Annotated in this window: 12 protein-coding genes, 17 tRNA genes and 1 rRNA gene; 24 read left to right on the forward strand and 6 right to left on the reverse strand. The window is 46.7% G+C overall.

What is annotated here, in order from left to right; genetic code table 11:
* The 18 genes from rrf to QOZ98_RS14970 form a co-directional block, all read left to right on the forward strand.
* A 5S ribosomal RNA gene (rrf, locus tag QOZ98_RS14885) occupies window positions 1-103 on the forward strand; the annotation flags it as partial.
* Between the two features lie 11 nt (window positions 104-114).
* Window positions 115-189 (forward strand) — tRNA-Asn (locus QOZ98_RS14890).
* 5 nt (window positions 190-194) lie between these two features.
* Window positions 195-284, forward strand: a tRNA-Ser gene (locus QOZ98_RS14895).
* 25 nt (window positions 285-309) lie between these two features.
* A tRNA-Glu gene (locus QOZ98_RS14900) sits at window positions 310-384 on the forward strand.
* Window positions 385-391: 7 nt separating this feature from the next.
* Window positions 392-467, forward strand: a tRNA-Val gene (locus QOZ98_RS14905).
* A 76-nt stretch (window positions 468-543) separates the two neighbouring features.
* Window positions 544-620: transfer RNA gene (locus QOZ98_RS14910), tRNA-Met, on the forward strand.
* 3 nt (window positions 621-623) lie between these two features.
* Window positions 624-699, forward strand: a tRNA-Asp gene (locus QOZ98_RS14915).
* A 16-nt stretch (window positions 700-715) separates the two neighbouring features.
* Window positions 716-791: transfer RNA gene (locus QOZ98_RS14920), tRNA-Phe, on the forward strand.
* Between the two features lie 24 nt (window positions 792-815).
* Window positions 816-891: transfer RNA gene (locus QOZ98_RS14925), tRNA-Thr, on the forward strand.
* Window positions 892-898: 7 nt separating this feature from the next.
* Window positions 899-982 (forward strand) — tRNA-Tyr (locus tag QOZ98_RS14930).
* 6 nt (window positions 983-988) lie between these two features.
* Window positions 989-1,062, forward strand: a tRNA-Trp gene (locus QOZ98_RS14935).
* A gap of 20 nt (window positions 1,063-1,082) precedes the next feature.
* Window positions 1,083-1,158: transfer RNA gene (locus tag QOZ98_RS14940), tRNA-His, on the forward strand.
* 42 nt (window positions 1,159-1,200) lie between these two features.
* Window positions 1,201-1,276, forward strand: a tRNA-His gene (locus QOZ98_RS14945).
* Between the two features lie 9 nt (window positions 1,277-1,285).
* Window positions 1,286-1,357: transfer RNA gene (locus QOZ98_RS14950), tRNA-Gln, on the forward strand.
* A 6-nt stretch (window positions 1,358-1,363) separates the two neighbouring features.
* Window positions 1,364-1,438 (forward strand) — tRNA-Gly (locus QOZ98_RS14955).
* Window positions 1,439-1,444: 6 nt separating this feature from the next.
* Window positions 1,445-1,518, forward strand: a tRNA-Cys gene (locus QOZ98_RS14960).
* A gap of 9 nt (window positions 1,519-1,527) precedes the next feature.
* Window positions 1,528-1,611 (forward strand) — tRNA-Leu (locus QOZ98_RS14965).
* A gap of 261 nt (window positions 1,612-1,872) precedes the next feature.
* Window positions 1,873-1,956: transfer RNA gene (locus tag QOZ98_RS14970), tRNA-Leu, on the forward strand.
* A gap of 289 nt (window positions 1,957-2,245) precedes the next feature.
* Here the strand turns inward: QOZ98_RS14970 and QOZ98_RS14975 are convergent.
* From QOZ98_RS14975 to QOZ98_RS14990, 4 genes are all read right to left on the reverse strand, one after another.
* Window positions 2,246-2,773 (reverse strand): hypothetical protein, encoded by a 528-nt coding sequence (locus QOZ98_RS14975; RefSeq protein ID WP_308788173.1) that lies wholly within the window; start codon window positions 2,771-2,773, stop codon window positions 2,246-2,248.
* A 310-nt stretch (window positions 2,774-3,083) separates the two neighbouring features.
* A complete protein-coding gene (locus QOZ98_RS14980; protein WP_142828671.1) occupies window positions 3,084-3,536 on the reverse strand; it encodes a hypothetical protein in 453 nt (150 codons plus the stop codon).
* Window positions 3,520-4,353, reverse strand: coding sequence for a DUF3100 domain-containing protein (locus QOZ98_RS14985; protein ID WP_308788174.1), 834 nt, complete (start codon window positions 4,351-4,353; stop codon window positions 3,520-3,522). The genes QOZ98_RS14980 and QOZ98_RS14985 overlap by 17 nt, the downstream gene beginning before the upstream one ends.
* 46 nt (window positions 4,354-4,399) lie before the next feature.
* Window positions 4,400-5,596, reverse strand: coding sequence for a M20 family metallopeptidase (locus QOZ98_RS14990; RefSeq protein ID WP_308788175.1), 1,197 nt, complete (start codon window positions 5,594-5,596; stop codon window positions 4,400-4,402).
* A 217-nt stretch (window positions 5,597-5,813) separates the two neighbouring features.
* Between QOZ98_RS14990 and QOZ98_RS14995 the strand changes: the two genes are divergently transcribed.
* The 3 genes from QOZ98_RS14995 to QOZ98_RS15005 all read left to right on the forward strand — a co-directional run bounded on the left by QOZ98_RS14995 (window position 5,814) and on the right by QOZ98_RS15005 (window position 10,269).
* Window positions 5,814-8,495 carry a cation-transporting P-type ATPase gene (locus QOZ98_RS14995; protein WP_308788176.1) on the forward strand — a complete coding sequence of 894 codons (2,682 nt, stop codon included), beginning with the start codon at window positions 5,814-5,816 and terminating at the stop codon, window positions 8,493-8,495.
* A 35-nt stretch (window positions 8,496-8,530) separates the two neighbouring features.
* Window positions 8,531-9,031 carry a VOC family protein gene (locus tag QOZ98_RS15000; RefSeq protein ID WP_308788177.1) on the forward strand — a complete coding sequence of 167 codons (501 nt, stop codon included), beginning with the start codon at window positions 8,531-8,533 and terminating at the stop codon, window positions 9,029-9,031.
* A 158-nt stretch (window positions 9,032-9,189) separates the two neighbouring features.
* Window positions 9,190-10,269 (forward strand): C45 family peptidase, encoded by a 1,080-nt coding sequence (locus QOZ98_RS15005; RefSeq protein ID WP_308788178.1) that lies wholly within the window; start codon window positions 9,190-9,192, stop codon window positions 10,267-10,269.
* 19 nt (window positions 10,270-10,288) lie between these two features.
* Here QOZ98_RS15005 and QOZ98_RS15010 read toward each other — a convergent pair whose 3' ends face one another.
* The gene (locus tag QOZ98_RS15010) at window positions 10,289-11,335 is read right to left on the reverse strand and encodes a C45 family peptidase (protein ID WP_308788179.1); all 1,047 of its coding nucleotides are present in this window, start codon (window positions 11,333-11,335) and stop codon (window positions 10,289-10,291) included.
* A gap of 288 nt (window positions 11,336-11,623) precedes the next feature.
* Window positions 11,624-12,286 carry a B3/B4 domain-containing protein gene (locus tag QOZ98_RS15015; RefSeq protein ID WP_308788180.1) on the reverse strand — a complete coding sequence of 221 codons (663 nt, stop codon included), beginning with the start codon at window positions 12,284-12,286 and terminating at the stop codon, window positions 11,624-11,626.
* 65 nt (window positions 12,287-12,351) lie between these two features.
* Between QOZ98_RS15015 and queG the strand changes: the two genes are divergently transcribed.
* The 3 genes from queG (at window position 12,352) to QOZ98_RS15030 (ending at window position 14,614) form a co-directional block, all read left to right on the forward strand.
* On the forward strand, window positions 12,352-13,497 hold the full coding sequence (queG, locus tag QOZ98_RS15020) for a tRNA epoxyqueuosine(34) reductase QueG (RefSeq protein WP_308788181.1): 1,146 nt from the start codon (window positions 12,352-12,354) through the stop codon (window positions 13,495-13,497).
* Window positions 13,498-13,506: 9 nt separating this feature from the next.
* Entirely contained in the window at window positions 13,507-13,980 is a 474-nt protein-coding gene (trmL, locus tag QOZ98_RS15025; protein ID WP_308788182.1) for a tRNA (uridine(34)/cytosine(34)/5-carboxymethylaminomethyluridine(34)-2'-O)-methyltransferase TrmL, read from the forward strand.
* Window positions 13,981-14,305: 325 nt separating this feature from the next.
* Window positions 14,306-14,614 (forward strand): hypothetical protein, encoded by a 309-nt coding sequence (locus QOZ98_RS15030; RefSeq protein WP_407676714.1) that lies wholly within the window; start codon window positions 14,306-14,308, stop codon window positions 14,612-14,614.
* Window positions 14,615-14,620 lie beyond the last annotated feature (6 nt).

Consider the following 14,620-nt stretch of genomic DNA (forward strand, 5'->3'; position numbering starts at 1 on the left):
GCAAAGAGGCCACACCCGTTCCCATCCCGAACACGGCAGTTAAGCTCTTTTGCGCCGATGGTAGTTGGGGGTCTCCCCCTGTGAGAGTAGGACGTTGCCAGTCTGATTAATTATTCCGAAGTAGCTCAGTGGTAGAGCACCGCACTGTTAATGCGATGGTCGTAGGTTCGAGTCCTACCTTCGGAGCCAATTTTGGAGAGCTGTCCGAGTGGCCGAAGGAGCATGATTGGAAATCATGTAGGCGGGCAACCGTCTCAAGGGTTCGAATCCCTTGCTCTCCGCCAGAAGATAAATTTTCCAAATATATATGGCCCCTTGGTCAAGCGGTTAAGACACCGCCCTTTCACGGCGGTAACACGGGTTCGAATCCCGTAGGGGTCACCAATTTCATGGAGGATTAGCTCAGCTGGGAGAGCATCTGCCTTACAAGCAGAGGGTCGGCGGTTCGATCCCGTCATCCTCCACCATTTTACTCTTACATAGAAACAATGCAGTTAAGAAAATGCAAATGCAAATGTAATTTGTGGAATTTAATAATATTATCGCGGGGTGGAGCAGTTCGGTAGCTCGTTGGGCTCATAACCCAAAGGTCGCAGGTTCAAATCCTGCCCCCGCAACCAAATGGTCCCGTGGTGTAGCGGTTAACATGCCTGCCTGTCACGCAGGAGATCGCCGGTTCGATCCCGGTCGGGACCGCCATTTTTTTCAAAGTTGTGGGTCAGTAGCTCAGTCGGTAGAGCATTAGATTGAAGCTCTAAGTGTCGGCGGTTCGATTCCGTCCTGACCCACCATTTTTTATTAATAATTATCTCCATGCCGGAGTAGCTCAACTGGTAGAGCAACTGACTTGTAATCAGTAGGTTGAGGGTTCAAGTCCTTTCTCCGGCACCATTTTTAAGGTGGGGTAGCGAAGTGGCTAAACGCGGCGGACTGTAAATCCGCTCCTTCGGGTTCGGCAGTTCGAATCTGCCCCCCACCACCAGTTTTTAGGGGCATAGTTTAACGGTAGAACAGAGGTCTCCAACACCTCCGATGTGGGTTCGATTCCTACTGCCCCTGCCATTTTTTAAAATTTTATGATGGCGGTCGTGGCGAAGTGGTTAACGCACCGGATTGTGATTCCGGCACTCGGGGGTTCAATTCCCCTCGTCCGCCCCAAGTTTTCATTCACATGATTAGTAATTATAAAATAGTAAAGTGGCGGTCGTGGCGAAGTGGTTAACGCACCGGATTGTGATTCCGGCACTCGGGGGTTCAATTCCCCTCGTCCGCCCCATCTTATTAATGGGGTATAGCCAAGCGGTAAGGCAACGGGTTTTGATCCCGTCATGCCCTGGTTCGAATCCAGGTACCCCAGCTTTATGCGGAAGTAGTTCAGTGGTAGAACGCCACCTTGCCAAGGTGGAGGTCGCGAGTTCGAACCTCGTCTTCCGCTCCAATTTTTGGCGGCATAGCCAAGTGGTAAGGCATGGGTCTGCAACACCCTTATCACCGGTTCGAGTCCGGTTGCCGCCTCCATAATGTTTTGCCGGCGTGGCGGAATTGGCAGACGCGCGGGACTCAAAATCCCGTTCCTTCACGGGAGTGTCGGTTCGACCCCGACCGCCGGTATCATCAAAGGGCCTGCCTGCCCTTTAAAACCCCTTCACTGTGAGCAATCATAGTGAAGGGGTTTTTCAATGAATAAAAACTAATTTGAGTGCCTGTTCTAGAGTAAGATAAGAAATCCGCAGCTCTTGGCTAAAGTGGAATCCAAAGATCTTGGTTTTAAATTAATAACTGCAAATGCTGCAAAACAATTTTATAGTAATAAAGTATTGGCGAGTGAAATAAGATGTGCTATAATAGTTCTTGTCCGCTAAATCAATACTTGCCGGCGTGGCGGAATTGGCAGACGCGCGGGACTCAAAATCCCGTTCCTTCACCGGAGTGTCGGTTCGACCCCGACCGCCGGTATACGCAATACGCCAGAAAGAAAGGCCTTGACTTAAATGTCAGGGCCTTTTTCTTTTGCTTCATATATTGGAACTGAAGAAAAAACTGTATGCCAGGAAAGGGTGCCTTGTAATTCTGTTTATCAGGCACTTGCTAGCATTCTGAACTAGACAGCTCAGCAGAATAGCCGATGCCGGAAATTTACATTGAATTGGCTTTTAATAAAATAGTCAAAGGCAATAAAAAAACCGGTGTAAAGCGAACTTTACACCGGTGCATTTGTTATCTCATAACATTAAAATCTATTTTGTTATTCAGCATACTGGCAGCTTACACGCTTGTTCTCCGGTGAGAACATTCCGTCTGGATTCTTTTTAAATAACCATGCGTGCAGGTCGTAGTGCTGGCCTGGGGTGCCGTCATGATTATCCATTGGTCCCTGGAATTCCTCCTTGAATAATTTTGGCGTTTTATCAGTTTCTTCTGCTGGTACATACCATTCAGCTGCGACTAGCTTGTAGCTGCCATCTTTCAATGGCTCATAAACCAAGATTTCTGGTTTTTTAATGCGAAGTTTCGCGTCATCTGCTCGGCTCGGTTTGACTAGATGAATTCCCATATTTGGCACACAGGCTCCAGGTACTAATCCAACAAATCCTTCGTCTAATGCAACATCAATGTCCCGGTACTTCTTCAGTGCTTTTTTGCTGATGGCTAACTCCTCCCGTACACTGAACTCATGATCATCTCTGTCGTCATGGTGTGGATGGGCTGCAACACTGGACATGGTGGACAAACTGAGAAATGCGACCATGGTAGCGACGATAAACTTCTTCATTGTAATTCCTCGTTGATATATATTTGATATATGTATCAATAAAATGTTATTTTCGTCATCAATTATAAACCTTTATTTGTAAAATATAATAGATAAAATGAAAAAACAGTCCAATTATTATTTTATATAACTAGACTGCGTTAGTTCAAACTTAATAAATTGACAGCAAGTTCTTTGAAAAAGTCTTTACTCACGAAAGAATCTGCTGAAAGGAACGGGGTTCTTTTAATGAATATTATGTACGCTTCCATAAAAAAAGACATTAAAAGGCAGGCGCAAAGTTAAACTTTGCGTCTGCCTTTTAGTGGATTTAAATGATTCCTTGAAAGCGAAGAATGACTTCGGCAATAACAGCTGACCCGAGGAATGTGCCTAGCAGGACGAACATGCCGATGACAATGGTTTTCCAACCCAATTGCACAAAGTCGAACCACGAACGTCCAATGGATACACCCGCATAGGCTAAGATCGGGGTGGCAATGGCCAATAGGTTAACCTCAGTCGTATACATGACAATCTGCTCGGCTCCCGGCATGCCGGGAATCGTCAAAATTAGGCCGATAATGCCGATATAAGCGATACTGGGCAGCTGGAAGGGAAGCAGGCGGTGAACTATCAATCCGGCAAGGCTGATGCCGATCAGGATGGCTATTCCGGGGAGCGCATTCCAAGGCAGCACATCATAGCCTATCCAATTTCCCGTCAGCATGATGGCACCGATGATTATGAATACCAAAACCCATTCCTTAAGGCTTTTTAACATAGTCTACGCCCCCTTTCGCCGCTTTTTCTTTTTTCTCTTTATTTTTTGAGAGGATTTCATACATCTTGACGGTCAATGGCAAACCGACAAAAATACTCATATATAAGCCGGTCACTGAAGAAATCAAGTTGCTGACTCCTGAAAAGGCGGTTAACGTTTCACTCATCTCAGGAAATGCAGCGACTAGGGGACCAAGGGAAGCGGCCGCCATACTGCCGCTGCCGACGCCTGTCGCCATGGCAAACGAAATCGGATGCAAAGGTGTTACAGTCGCCAAAAATCCTGAAATCAATCCGATGAAAATCGATCCGAAGACGGTCCCGAAAATATACATGGCCATTACGCCGCGCCCTTCAGGAGAAGACAACCCGTATTTATCGGTGATCAAGGCAAGGTTGGCTTCTCGGCCGATGGAATGTGTCATGCCGATGCTTTCTCTTTTAAGCCCAAGAAATACGGCTAAAGGCAATGCCAGGAAAATGGTGCCGAGATTTCCAAATTCCTGAAGCAATAAAGCAGGTCCCGCTTCAATAATCTGTGGCAGTGCAGGTCCGGCCTGGACACCAAACTTGGCGATCAATACAGAAACTGAGAGGAATACCAAGGGTTCGGCATTGATTGATTGTTTATCGTTTACCAATGGAGTGAAATACAAAGCCAAGCCGATTACGACCGCATAAAGCATCGGCAGCAAAAGGATGGTTCCAGGTCCAACGGGAATAGCGAATGTACCAATCGATTCAGTTAATGCAACAATCGCCAAAACGATGACATGCAGGCGCCAATCTTTCCATAACTTAAGAGCTTGTTCGCCCATTTAGCATCTACTCCTTCTGTGTGGAAGAACTGCTCTCCATTAGTAATCAGCTTGCGTTGACAGCAGGCTGGTCTTTTTTCGTGTAGCTTAATGCAGCTGCTCCTAAAACTTTCGCTGCAATCAACAGGGCTCGTTCATCGATATTGAATTTAGGGTGGTGATGCGGATAGGCTTCACTATCTTCGGGGCTTTTAGCGCCGGTAAAGAAAAATGTTCCCTTTTTATGTTGGAGGTAATAGGAAAAATCTTCGCCTCCCATGATCGGTTCTGTTTCTCTGACGTTCTCTACACCAGGAACAGAAGGTGCGAGAGCCGCTACAAACTTTGTTTCTTCTTCATGATTGACCGTGGTCGGGTAGCCGCGAGTATAGGTGTATTCATAATCTGCACCTGAAACAAGGCAAGTTCCTTTAATGATACGGTTGATTTCCTCCTCGATAAAATTGCGGATATCCTCTTTGAATGTCCTCACGGTTCCGACCATTTCAGCGGTGTCTGCGATGACGTTGTAAGGATTTTTTGCTTCAAAACTGCAGATTGAAACGACAGCCGATTCTAAAGGATCGATTCGGCGGCTGACAATCTGCTGAAGGTTGTTGATCAGCTGTCCGCCAATTACAATGCTGTCTTTCGTATCATGCGGACTTGCGCCATGTCCGCCTTTCCCCAGGATTTTGATATCGAAGCGGTCAGGAGCGGCTTGAAGCGGACCTGATCGATACCCAATTTCCCCAAGAGGCATCTGTGCTTGCAGATGCGTGCCAAAAATGACGTCAACACCTTCGAGACAGCCGTCTTCGATCATGGCATTCGCGCCGCCTGGCGGCAATTCTTCTGCGTGCTGGTGCAAAAACACTATCGTACCTTCAATGTCCGCTTGCATGCTGTTCAGTGCTTTTGCCAACCCGAGCAAGCTGGCAGTGTGGCCATCATGTCCGCAGGCATGCATAACGCCTTCATTTTTAGATTTATAAGGGACATCGGTTTGTTCTTGAATGGGCAATGCATCAAAATCTGCCCGCAAAGCGATAGTGGGGCCGGGTTTGCCGCCTTTCAAATAGGCAAGTACACCGTTTCCGCCAACATTTGTTCGAACTTCATGACCTAACTTTTCATGGAAAAGGGCAATGTACTTAGCAGTTTCCACTTCTTCAAAAGACAACTCTGGGTATTCATGAAGATAACGTCGAATATCTACAATCTCTTCATACAATTCATCAAGCTTTTCGAATAGCTGATTCACTGAAATCCCTCCTATGAATTAATATTCTCATACTATCATAAGTATTCAGAATGAACTATAAGAAATATATGGAAAACTAGAAAAATTCAATTAGATTCAGTTGCTGTTGTTTCTATAAAAGAGAACTATTCTCTAATAGGCAGCGCAGAAGATGTTATAGTAATCTGGATACCAAATGCATCCACCATCATTCCATCAGTTGAAAAGAGGGACAATCATGCACGAAAAAAATTGGTATGGAATTGATATGGCTCATCTTCTGGAGATTCTTGATACGGACCCTAGAGACGGACTGAGTGAAGAAGAAGCAATAAAACGGCAGCAGAAATTTGGACCGAACGAGCTGCCAGAACCCAAGAAAGATCCGGCGCTCATCAAGTTTTTCAAGCATTTCAATGACGTCTTGATCTATGTTCTGTTAGCGGCTGGAGTGATCACTTTATTATTGGGACATTATATTGACACGGCCGTGATTTTAATGGTGGTTGTCATCAATGCGATTATCGGTTATATCCAGCAAAGCAAAGCGGAAAAGGCATTGGACAGCATTAGAAAAATGCTGTCATTGAAAGCGACCGCCCTGCGGAGTGGGGTTAGGAGAGAAGTGCTGTCATCTGAATTGGTGCCTGGAGATATTGCGGTGCTTACGGCAGGTGACAGGATTCCTGCTGATATACGGATTCTGGAAGCGGACAATTTGAATGTAGAGGAATCTTCACTGACAGGTGAATCAACAGCGGTCGAAAAAAATTCGGCAGTGCTGCCGGATGATACCGGATTGGGTGACCGTCTGAATATGCTGTTTGCGGGTACGACGGTATCCTCTGGTTCAGGAACGGGTATTGTTGTTGCGATTGGGGCAAATACCGAACTCGGGAAAATCAGCTCTTCAATGGAAGAAGTCGATCAGCTGCAGACGCCGCTATTAAAGCAGACGGCGGCTTTTGGAAAAGTAATTTCCCTGATCATTGTCATCAGTGCAGCTGTAATGTTCGGCATCGGTTATGTGTTCCATGATTACGAAACAGCCGATTTGCTGTTGGCAATTATCGGATTGACTGTAGCAGCGATTCCCGAAGGTCTGCCGGCTGTATTGTCAATAATTTTGGCGCTTGGTGTACAGCGCATGGCGGGAAAAAATGCCATTGTCCGCAATCTGCCATCTGTTGAGACTCTTGGAGCTGTCACCGTAATTTGTTCGGATAAAACAGGGACATTGACGAAAAATGAAATGACTGTCACTTCGGTGATGCTAAAAGATAAAGAATTTTCCGTAACTGGAACCGGTTATTCACCAAAAGGAACGATTCTTCACGACAAAAAATCAGCAATTCTGGAAGATCATCCAGATTTGCTGGAATTTCTAACGGCTGTTAAAACGGTGAATGAAGCACATTTAAGATGTGATGAAGATGGCCATTGGGTGATCAGCGGAGATGCGACAGAAGGATGTCTCATCACACTCGCAGAAAAAGCGGAGGATGATATTGAGCGACTTCCAATTCTGTCGAAGATCCCATTTGATTCAAGCTATAAATACATGGCAGCCTTGGTTGAAAATGGAAATAGCAAATGGATATATGTAAAAGGGGCGCCAGAGCGTTTATTGAAAATGGCCGATTTGGAATCCTCTTCTGGAGAAGGCGCGTTGTGGCATGAAAAGATGTATCAGCATGCTAATAAAGGAGAGCGGCTGATGGGGGCTGCTGTCAAAGGAGTCAGCACTTCCAAACTCTCCATTGATCAGGAAGACATGGAATCCGGATTCAGTTTGATCGGACTGGCGGGAATCATTGATCCGCCGAGGGAAGAAGTTATCGAAGCAATTCAGCAATGCAAGAAGGCTGGGATCATCGTGAAAATGATCACTGGCGATCACAAGGATACAGCGGTGGCAATTGGGGCTCAGATGGGCATAGGTGACGGCAAACGTGTACTTGAGGGCAGAGAGCTGGACCGGATGGATGACCAGCAATTGACGCATGCAGCATTGAATTACGATGTCTTTGCGCGTACCAGCCCCCAAAATAAGCTGCAGTTGGTTAAAGCGCTGCAGGCTGAAAATCATGTTTGTGCGATGACTGGTGATGGCGTCAACGATGCACCGGCTTTAAAACGCGCGGACATTGGTGTGGCAATGGGGATAAAAGGGACGGAAGTATCGAAGGAAGCAGCCGGAATGGTGCTGGTGGATGACAATTTCAGTACGATTGTCAATGCGGTGAAAGAAGGCAGACGTGTCTACGACAATCTGAAAAAGACCATCCTATTCATTCTGCCGACGAATGTTTCGGAAGGCGCCTTAATTTTTGTCAGTATTTTGTTCGGAACCGCTTTGCCATTGACCGCGGTGCAGATTTTATGGATAAATATGATTTCTGCGATTACCATCTCGCTGGCAATTGCCTTTGAAAAATTGGAATCGGGTGCCATGGAGCGGTCGCCAAGAAAAGCAAATGCTAAATTGTTGGGACCCTATTATATTTTCCGTGTCGCTTTTGTTTCATTCGTCATCTGTGGTGGAATCCTATTAATGAATATGCTTTTGGCCGACCAGCAGGTGGATCCGGCGATCATCAATACGATGACGCTGCAGGCATTGGTGATGTCGCAATTGATGTATTTATTCAATTGCCGGAGCGAAACAGAGTTTGCGTTAAACCGAGATTTTTTCTCGAATAAAATTGCGTTCTTGGTGTCGGGAATCTTAGTTGCTGTGCAGCTGGCTGTTACCTATGTGCCATTTATGAATATCCTGCTTGGGACAGTTCCGTTGGAAGCTCAGTATTGGATCTGGCCGATTGTAATCGGAATTTCAGTATTTATCATCGTGGAACTGGAAAAATGGATTGTCCGTCAGTACAGAAAATCTGAAAAAACCCTTAAAACTGATACATAGCCACTGCAGTTATAAACAGAAAGAAGGAGAAGAATGTGGACAGCAAAATTCAAAAAATCACACCGAATTTATGGTTTGATATGAATGCTGAGGGAGCGGTCAATTTTTACACAAGGGTCTTCAAAAATTCAAAAGTCGGGCGCACGGCCTACTACACCCATGCGGGCAAGGAAATTCATGGCATAGACGCAGGGAAAGTTTTGACAATCGAGTTTCAGATTGAAGGACAGGACTTTCTGGCGTTAAACGGCAGTCCGGCGTTTCCATATACCGAAGCGGTTTCGTTCATCGTCAATTGTGAGTCTCAGGACGAAATAGATTATTACTGGGGCAAACTGACTGAAGGCGGGGACGAAAAAGCGCAAGTCTGCGGCTGGCTGAAGGATCAATTTGGTGTTTCCTGGCAAGTGGTGCCGACCGAATTGAATAGCATGATTGTCGATGCAGACACGGAAAAAGTAGAGCGGGTGATGGAAGCATTAATGCCAATGAAGAAGCTGGATTTGAACGTATTGCGGCGCGCCTACGAAGGATAACAACGAAGTGCAGTGGCTGTTCCTGTCTTATGAGTTCATAAGGCAGGATTTTTTGTGTTGTGGCTCCCGGGATCTTCAGAACGGAGCTTTTGAGTTTCTCCCTGGAAATGTGTATGCTGAAACATAATCGGTAATTCTGCAGAATAAAGGAGAATTTGATGAAATCTATACATAGTGACATTTTAGAGTTTCGGGGAAGCCATTACGATTTTGGGTTTAGGCAAGGGGAACTGTTAAAAGACAGCATCACCCTGGACAATCGCACAAAGCAATGGAAGGCAAAAAGGCCGAGGTTTGAAATAAATGTACAGGATACGCAAAATGCCTACCGCAAGTTCGCGCCGGGAATCTGGGATGAACTGACGGGTCTTCAGGAAAGCCTTGAGCTGCCAATGGAAGACGTACTGCGTGATTTCGGGGGCTACCGGATCGACGCGATGCCTTCCGGCTGTTCGATTGTTACCGGAACGGATTTTATGGTCCGCAATTATGATTTTCATCCGCAAACCTACGAAGGGCGGTTTAGCCTGTTTCAGCCAAACGACCAGGGGTACGCTACCATCGGGCCAACTTCCCGCATTACCGGACGAATGGACGGCATGAATGAAAAAGGGCTGGCCATGGGCTATAACTTTACAAACCGGAAAAACCCGGGAGATGGATTTGTCTGTTACCTGATTGGGCGCATCATTCTGGAAACTTGCGCCACCATTGAGGAAGCTGTGGCATTGCTAGAAGAGATTCCTCATCGTGGATCGTTCAGCTATATTGTGACCGACCCAAGCGGTGAAACGCGCATCATTGAAGCGAGCCCCCGTTCGGTCGACGTTCGGGTCAGCAATGTATGCACTAATCATTTTGAAATTCAGCAGCACGAAAACCGCAATTACTTGAAGGACTCGTATGACCGCGAGGAAGCCATACGCAATCAGCAAAGCCAGACAGAAGATGCGATGCAGGCATTCCGTCTGTTCAACGATACGGACAAAGGCGTGTTCTCCCAGTTGTATAAAAGCTGGGCAGGGACCATACACACATCCCTTTATTTACCGAAAGAAAAGAGCGTTTGGTTCGCGCTTGGCGGAAATCAGCAGCCGACGGTTTTCAACTTCGACCGCTGGCTGCGGGGAGAAGATTTGAATATCCAAAAAATACATGGAGCAGTCGATACAGATATCGGTTTCGCACATGTAGACAAGCAATTTTTACCTAAACAAAAAAAAGGCGCCGGCATATAAATTGCTGGCGCCTTTCGTTTTACAGTTCCACCATATGGGCAAATGGCAAGTGCGTATCGATTTTTCCGTTAATGCGTTTGGCGTATAAGCGCTCGCCCTGCAACCATTTCTCGAAATCGAGCATAAGCGGCAGACGGTCCGGGCCGATGGCAAATCCGACTTCCAGGCTGTGCTGGAAATAAGACGCGGTGTGCAAGGTGCCGGATGCCGTACTGTATTTTTTTGAAAAGACGCCTTTATCGGAGTCATTCAAAAGCCGAAATGCACTGTACGCATCGATTTGGTTTTGCTGCTGCACAAGCATGGCTTGCTCTCTTCTGCGTGAGTCGTCTGTCTGGTAGCGGTTTTCCTCCACCAGCAGTTCAAAATGGTTGGTGGAAACAGCTGATTCACGAACCACCACTGAACGCGGCGAAGCTTCGACAACGACCGATTTTCCAGTGCGGTCCAATAGCACATAGCTGAAGGAACGGCGATGCGGCAGTTCTTCTAGCAACGCCACTGCATCATCAATAGTGGCACAGTTTTCCAAAATCAGGCGGCCGATCATATTGCAGATAAAACCGTCTTCAGAATTTCGGCGATTGATGAAATTATAGCCCATCACCAAGCCTTTTTCGTTCATGCCGTCGGTGCGGCCGGTGATTTGCATGGTCGGTCCGATGGTCGCAAACCCGCCGTCTGTCGGCTGATACAAGGCAAATCGCCCTTCATAGCCTTCGGGGGAACTGTCGTAGTTGCGGACCATAAAGTCGGACTCGGTGTAGATCGAACAGCCGCTCCTTGTGTATTCCAGGTAATAGCCGCCGAACTCACGAATGGCATCATGCATCGGCCAATCCAGGGCATCGGCCAGACCATTTATTTCTTCCCAAACTCGTGGTGCTAAAGTTATCAATATGTTTTGTGCGCGTTGTTCATCTATGATCAAATGGCGGCTGGAAGCTTTGCGCTGCTTTTTGCGGTTGGGGAGAATCAATGACTCTTTCAGCAATTCTCCCTGCATCCGGCCAAAATCGTAATGGCTTCCCCGAAACTGGACAATGTCGCTGTGCACTCGTTTCATGTATGGATCCCTCTTTTATTCGTCAATGTAAGAAGAGTTTACTGCATCGCAGTGGGAATAGAAAAGAATATGCCTGCAGGATGGAGTTTACTATAGCGGGCAAGTTATTAGATGGTGCTTAGCCCCTGTACGCGCCGATGCCAGGAAATTTATAGGATGAAAACGAGCTGAAATTAACTGCGAAGAGAGAGTGAAGAAATTCCATTCAAACAATACCAAAAACTGGTTGGATAAATAAAAGGCCGACGCTCTGTTTTCATAGAGCGTCAGCCATTCTATATCTTAACGTTAAACTACGTAAAACTCCGCCTCTCCACCGTTGATGCCAGTGAACATATTGGATGCAGCGGTCAGCAGCTGCAAAGCGGTATCTCTTTCCGTGGAAGGGCGCAGATAAAAGATATGTAATGCATTTTTTGTCTGTTCGGTGACAGCTGTCCGTTTGGAATCAACATAAGGACTGCCGAATGCACCTTCCGCATCTTTGGATACGAGAATACCGGTCAAGGTATTGACGCGGTTATTCAATCCTTCGTAGCGGTCAGCGCTGGTCGCGACGGAAATTTCAACATCGCCTCCAATTTTATCGGCATCGTACAGCCCGAGCGGAATTTCGTATTGCAGGGACAGGAAGCTGTTCATGTCGATGGCGGAATTGATCGTAGACAAGTAATTTTGTTTTTTGATCCGCCGGTAAAGCGCTTCTGCGGATGGGCGGTAACGGCTAGGGTCAGCGCCTAATGCTTTCCAGACCAATTGCCATTCGAGCAGTCCAGGGAAATCCGTCAGGTCTTTATCTTCCAAATCAAAATACAGCTGCTCCTGAAAAAGCTGGAGGCGGCCTTTTAACATTTGAGGTGACTCGGAAACGGTGATATTGTTATAATGAATGATGCCAATTTTAAAATCGCTGAGCGTTTCATTTATTTGAGGATCGATTGTCAGTTTCATTGCAATCTTCCTTTCGCGTAAGGGTTTTTATTATCGTATCATAGAATTGAGTGAGGGGTTACGACATGAATCTTGATCAATTTCAAAAAGAGCTTGTTGAGTATGCCTCGGAGATCGGTATTGATAAAATCGGTTTTGCTTCAGCAGAACCTTTTTATAGCTTAAAGCATCAATTGATTCGCCAGCAGCAGTTGAATTACCAGTCGGGGTTTGAAGAAGCAGATGTAGAAAAACGGACGCGGCCCGAGCTTCTGCTGAATGAAGCAGTTAGTATCATCGCCATTGCCATCGCCTACCCGTCACGAATGGCGGATGCACCGCAGGGTGTGAAAGGTGCGCGGCGAGGAATTTTTTCCCGGTCGTCCTGGGGCAAGGATTACCATGCGGCCCTTAAAGAGCGGCTCACGCTGCTGGAAGCATTCATTGCGGCGCATTACCCGGAAGCGCGTATGCGGTCAATGGTGGATACAGGAGAGCTGTCTGACCGGGCAGTGGCAGAACGCGCCGGCATTGGTTGGAGCGCGAAGAATACCAACATCATTACGCCGGAATTCGGTTCCTACGTTTATCTTGGCGAAATGATCACCAACATCCCGTTCCGTTTTGATGAGGCCATGGAAGACCAATGCGGCGACTGCCGGTTGTGCATCGATACGTGTCCGACAGATGCAATTGTTGAAGGCGGACAGTTGAACGCCCAGCGCTGCATTTCGTTTTTGACGCAGACAAAAGGCTTTCTGCCGGATGAATTTCGCGGCAAGATTGGCAATCGGCTGTATGGCTGCGACACGTGCCAGACCGTGTGTCCGAAGAACAAACGCAAAACAAATGGGATACATCCAGAATTCGAACCGGATCCGGAAATCGCCAAGCCGCTGCTTGAGCCTTTATTGACCATTTCCAATCGGGAGTTCAAGGAAAAGTTCGGATATGTGTCCGGTTCGTGGCGGGGCAAAAAGCCGATTCAGCGAAATGCCATTTTGGCGCTGGCGCATTTCAAGGAAGAGTCTGCAGTGCCCGCGCTGATCAATTTATTGGCAAGTGATGAGCGGCCGGTTATTCGGGGAACCGCGGCATGGGCAATCGGCAAGATTGGAACAGCCGAAGGCCTAGAGGCGCTAAAACGTGCACAGCAGGAAGAAAAAGATAGAGAAGTTCAAGAAGAAATTCAAAAAGGATTGGCATTTTTTGCTGAAAGATTGAAAGGATAAGTGACAGATTTGGCTATTCATATTGTGTTGTACCAGCCGCTGATTCCAGCGAATACAGGAAATATCGCGCGCTCATGCGCAGGGACGGGAGTAAAGCTGCACCTGATCCGTCCGCTCGGATTCTCCACGGACGATAAGATGCTGAAACGTGCCGGACTCGATTACTGGGAGCATGTCGATATTCATTATTATGATGGTCTGCAGGAGCTCTTTGACCGCTACCAAGACGGGGAGTTTTACTATATTACGAAGTTTGGGGCAAAGCCGCATACCTCGTTCGATTTTTCGGACAGAGAACGGGACCATTTCTTTGTTTTTGGACAAGAAACAAAAGGGCTGCCGAAGGAATTGCTCGAACAGAACCCGGATCATTGCCTGCGCATTCCGATGAATGACAATATCCGTTCGCTTAATTTGTCGAATACGGCTGCCATTCTGATGTATGAAGCTTTGCGCCAGCAGGATTATCCTGACCTGGAATAGAAAAAAGGACAGCGGATTCCGCTGTCCTTTTGTACTATTCTCTTTCGTTTGTTCCAGGCTTGTCATCGTATCCAGCAGTGAAAATAGCTACCAGGAACGAAACACAAATACCCAAAATAAGGATTAAGTTCATAATAATGACCTCCTTGAAATGTGCATCTTTGTTTAGTATAGCCTACCACAGGGAAAAATGAAATATGCAACATCCACCGAAATGTGGATAAATTCTGTCGGTCCAAAAGTTAGTCGACGGAAAGAAAATGAAACTTTTTCGAAGTTCGTCCGTATATTGTAGATAAGAAAGTTAAAGAAGGGATGATAATGAATGAAAATGAAAATTTCTGTCGCTTTGCTGTGGATCACGGGTCTGGCTGAAGCGTTTCTAGCGATTCCATTAATAGGCGGAGGCTTTGTCATCAGCACCGGCTATTCGGCTTTAGGTGTCATGTTTGTACTTCATGCGATTACATTGTTCTTCTGTTTCCGGGAATACTCACCGAAATCAGGATCGATTCTTGGGATCATCACCAGCTTGATTGCCTGGATTCCAGGTATTGGCTGGGTGTTCCATTTGATTACAGCAGCCGTCTTGCTCATTACAGCAGCAATGACAGGCAACAGAGCTCGCATCTAAACAAAA

This window comes from Planomicrobium stackebrandtii (assembly GCF_030814955.1).
Classification (GTDB): domain Bacteria; phylum Bacillota; class Bacilli; order Bacillales_A; family Planococcaceae; genus Planococcus; species Planococcus stackebrandtii.

Bases quoted from the DNA above. Each gene is read 5' to 3' on its own strand.
- QOZ98_RS15005 (WP_308788178.1), top strand. From the start codon at position 9,190: ATGAAATCTATACATAGTGACATTTTAGAGTTTCGGGGAAGCCATTAC.
- QOZ98_RS15015 (WP_308788180.1), bottom strand. From the start codon at position 12,286: ATGAAACTGACAATCGATCCTCAAATAAATGAAACGCTCAGCGATTTT.
- QOZ98_RS14980 (WP_142828671.1), bottom strand. From the start codon at position 3,536: ATGTTAAAAAGCCTTAAGGAATGGGTTTTGGTATTCATAATCATCGGT.
- QOZ98_RS15010 (WP_308788179.1), bottom strand. From the start codon at position 11,335: ATGAAACGAGTGCACAGCGACATTGTCCAGTTTCGGGGAAGCCATTAC.
- queG (WP_308788181.1), top strand. From the start codon at position 12,352: ATGAATCTTGATCAATTTCAAAAAGAGCTTGTTGAGTATGCCTCGGAG.
- QOZ98_RS14995 (WP_308788176.1), top strand. From the start codon at position 5,814: ATGCACGAAAAAAATTGGTATGGAATTGATATGGCTCATCTTCTGGAG.
- QOZ98_RS15030 (WP_407676714.1), top strand. From the start codon at position 14,306: ATGAAAATGAAAATTTCTGTCGCTTTGCTGTGGATCACGGGTCTGGCT.
- QOZ98_RS14975 (WP_308788173.1), bottom strand. From the start codon at position 2,773: ATGAAGAAGTTTATCGTCGCTACCATGGTCGCATTTCTCAGTTTGTCC.
- QOZ98_RS14985 (WP_308788174.1), bottom strand. From the start codon at position 4,353: ATGGGCGAACAAGCTCTTAAGTTATGGAAAGATTGGCGCCTGCATGTC.